Annotated in this window: 1 protein-coding gene; it reads right to left on the bottom strand. The window is 67.7% G+C overall.

All coding sequences use genetic code 11. The features are described from left to right. Nucleotides 1–911: 911 nt before the first annotated feature. Nucleotides 912–3,302, bottom strand: coding sequence for a phosphoribosylformylglycinamidine synthase subunit PurL (gene purL / locus Q4A20_RS14920; protein WP_303124180.1), 2,391 nt, complete (start codon nt 3,300–3,302; stop codon nt 912–914). Between the last annotated feature and the right edge of the window lie 170 nt (nt 3,303–3,472).

Below are 3,472 nucleotides of genomic sequence, written 5' to 3' on the forward strand. Positions count from 1 at the left end.
CCGCACCATCACCTACCTCACCGACCAAGCCGAAACCCAAAAAAGACACTAAAACGACTCCTCATGCTTAGGGACACGGTGGACTGGTGGTTGGCATGTGCCTGAATCTCCGGGCGTGTGCGCCAGTTGGGTGCGCGCGGCGGATCCCGCGTGAGGGTTAGCGTGTTACCCTGACGGCTCGTACGTTACAGTCGACGATCCGTGAGAATTCTGCGCCCCAGGAAGTGGTGGTACATGCGCCCGCACCACCAAGGGGGGTACAACATCAGAGCCAGTGGAACCGCCGGGGATTGTTCATAGGTCGACCCACCGCTGCGGAATTCCTGTGCTTTCCGTGGGATTGTACGGATAAGTTGTGATTGTATTGGGAGACTGGAGGTGCTGCAAATAAGCCTCCCGGTCTCAGTATGTCATTAGCACGCCACCCCACCCAGCCACGCACGAGAAACCAGCAAGTGCTCCACAGACCATGCCACCGAAGCAGTCGCAATATACCTGCCGGTGCGAGGTACTTCCTGACCTTTCAACGAAGTCATACGGAAAAGTCGAGGTCAAAACGCACCTATCTTTGTACCATAGACCAAATTGCAACCTCAACACAACACCCCACCAGCATCACCCGCCACACACATCCCACCAACACCACAGATAACATGCAACGGCCTCCTCCCGCCCAGTCGCCAGCCGACGCCATCGACCACCTACATTCCCGCCGGCCACCACCTCGAGCACCCACGCCCCCGCCGCGCGTCTACTACGCCGCTTCACCGTTAACAACGCCAGTTAACGGTCTGCTGAAGGCCTCTGCGCCATTCAGCAGACCCCTAAGTGGCGCAGTAAACCCCTAACAGGCGTAACAGACCGCGAACCGGCATTCTAAATGCCCTCCCTAGAACGCCCCCTGGGCGACCTCAGTCGAACAGCGCCGGCAGAGTCGCCTGCACCCCTGCGCGCAGCTCATCCAGGTCCAGCACGAGCGGGCGGCCGGAGCCGCCGTCGGCCAGCAGGTCGGTGCCGGTGACGGCGAGCATGTCCCCGCCAGTGGTGCCCAGGCGCCCCCAGGTCACGCCCTCGGCCTCGGCGGCCGCCGCCACCGCGGGCAGGGCACCCTCCGGCACCGCCACCAGGGCGCGGGCGCCGGACTCGGACAGCAGGGCGGTGAAGTCGTCGACGTCGCCAGGCAGGGAGGCCAGGTCGATGGCCGCGCCCACACCGAAGCGCAGGCAAGCGTCGACCAGGCTCTGCGCCAGCCCGCCGGCGGACAGATCGTGGGCGGCGCGCACCAGCCGGGACCCGTCGGGCAGGTCCACCTCGCTCAAGGCCACCAGCACCCGCCCGAGGGCGGCCTCCGCCTCCAGATCCACCTGCGGCGGCAGACCGCCCAGGTGGTCGTGCACCACGCGGGTCCAGGCCGAGCCGTCCAGCTCGTCGCGGGTCTCGCCCAGAGCAATGATGGCCAGGCCCTCCTCCTGCCAGCCCGACGGGTTGGCCCGGCGCACGTCGCCCATCACGCCGAGCACACCCACCACCGGGGTCGGGTTGATGGAGGAATCGGGCAGGCCCTTGACCTTCCCGTGGGAGTTGTACAGGGAAACGTTCCCACCGGTGACGGGCACGCCCAGCTCGCGGCAGGCGTCGGCCAGGCCGGTGATCGCCTCCACCAGCTGCCACATCGCATCGGGGTCCTCCGGGGAGCCGAAGTTGAGGCAGTCGGTGACGGCCAGCGGGCGGGCACCCACGGTGCACACGTTGCGGTAGGACTCGGCCAGCGCCTGGGCGGCGCCGGTGGTCGGATCGAGCTTGGTGAAGCGACCATTGGCGTCGGTGGCAATCGCAACCCCGCGGCCGGTGGCCTCATCCACGCGGATGACGCCGGCGTCGTCGGGCTGGGCCAGGGCGGTGGCGCCGCGCACGAAGCGGTCGTACTGGTCGGTGACCCAGGCGGCGGAGGCCTGGTTGGGGCTGGTGACGACGGCGCGCACCTGCTCCGCCAGCTCCGCTACCGTCTCGGGCCGGGCCAGTGCGTCGGAGGTGTCGGCGTTCAGGGCGTCCTGCCAGGCCGGGCGGGCGTAGGGGCGGTCGTAGGTGGGCCCCTCGTGGGCGACCGTGCGCGGGTCGACGTCCACGATCCGCTCCCCGAAGTGGTCGATGGTGAGCCGACCGGAGCCATTGACCTCGCCGATCACGGAGGCCTCGACGTCCCACTTGTCGATCACCGCCATGAAGTCGTCGAGCTTGTCCGGGGCGACGACCGCCATCATGCGCTCCTGGGACTCGCTCATGAGGATCTCCCCGGCCGTCAGGGTGGGGTCGCGCAGCAGCACGTTCTCCAGGTCCACGTGCATGCCGCCGTCGCCATTGGAGGCCAGCTCGCTGGTGGCGCAGGAGATGCCGGCGGCGCCGAGGTCCTGAATGCCGAGCACCAGGTCGGCCGCGAACAGGTCCAGGCAGCACTCGATGAGGACCTTCTCCATGAAGGGGTCACCCACCTGCACGCTCGGCCGCTTGGCGGGCATGCCGTCCTCGAAGGACTCCGAGGCGAGGATGGAGGCGCCGCCGATGCCGTCACCGCCGGTGCGGGCGCCGAACAGGACCACCTGGTTGCCCGCGCCGGAGGCGTTGGCCAGGTGGATGTCCTCATGCCGCAGCACGCCCACGCACAGGGCGTTGACGAGCGGATTCTCCTGGTAGGAGGGGTCGAACTCGATTTCACCGCCGATGTTGGGCAGACCCAGGCAGTTGCCGTAGCCGCCCACGCCAGCTACCACCCCGTGCACCACGCGGGCGGTGTCCGGGTGGTCTACGGCGCCGAAGCGGAGCTGGTCCATGACGGCCACGGGCCGGGCACCCATGGAGATGATGTCGCGCACGATGCCGCCGACGCCGGTGGCGGCCCCCTGGTAGGGCTCGACGAAGCTGGGGTGGTTGTGAGACTCGACCTTGTAGGTGACGGCCCAGCCGTCGCCGATGTCGACGACGCCGGCATTCTCCCCCATGCCGACCAGCAGGTGCTCGCGCATCTGGGGGGTGGTCTTCTCCCCGAACTGACGCAGGTGAAGCTTGGAGGACTTGTAGGAGCAGTGCTCGGACCACATCACCGAGTACATGGCCAGCTCCGCCGCGGTGGGGCGGCGGCCGAGGATGTTCTTGATCGAGTCGTACTCCTCGTCCTTCAGGCCGAGGTCTCGGTAGGGCATCGCCTGCTCGGGCGTGGCTGCGGCGTGGGCGACGGTGTCGGGATACTCGGCGGTGCGCTCGGGGCGGGCGGGTTCGTTCGCGGCGTTGGGCTCGACGGCGGACATAGCTGCTCCTGGGTGGGCGGTGGAACCGGGACCGAGGTTACCCGGCGGGATGGCCGCGCGCCTATTCCGCCTCCGTGTCCACCTCACCATCGCGAGATCGGTAGGTCTTACGTGCCGAGGTCGGTAGTTGTGGTGGTTGGTCTTCTTCGGTTGTTCTGGTGGTGGTCTGT

Origin of the sequence: Actinomyces sp. (genome assembly GCF_030530635.1) — a bacterium.
GTDB lineage: Bacteria > Actinomycetota > Actinomycetes > Actinomycetales > Actinomycetaceae > Actinomyces.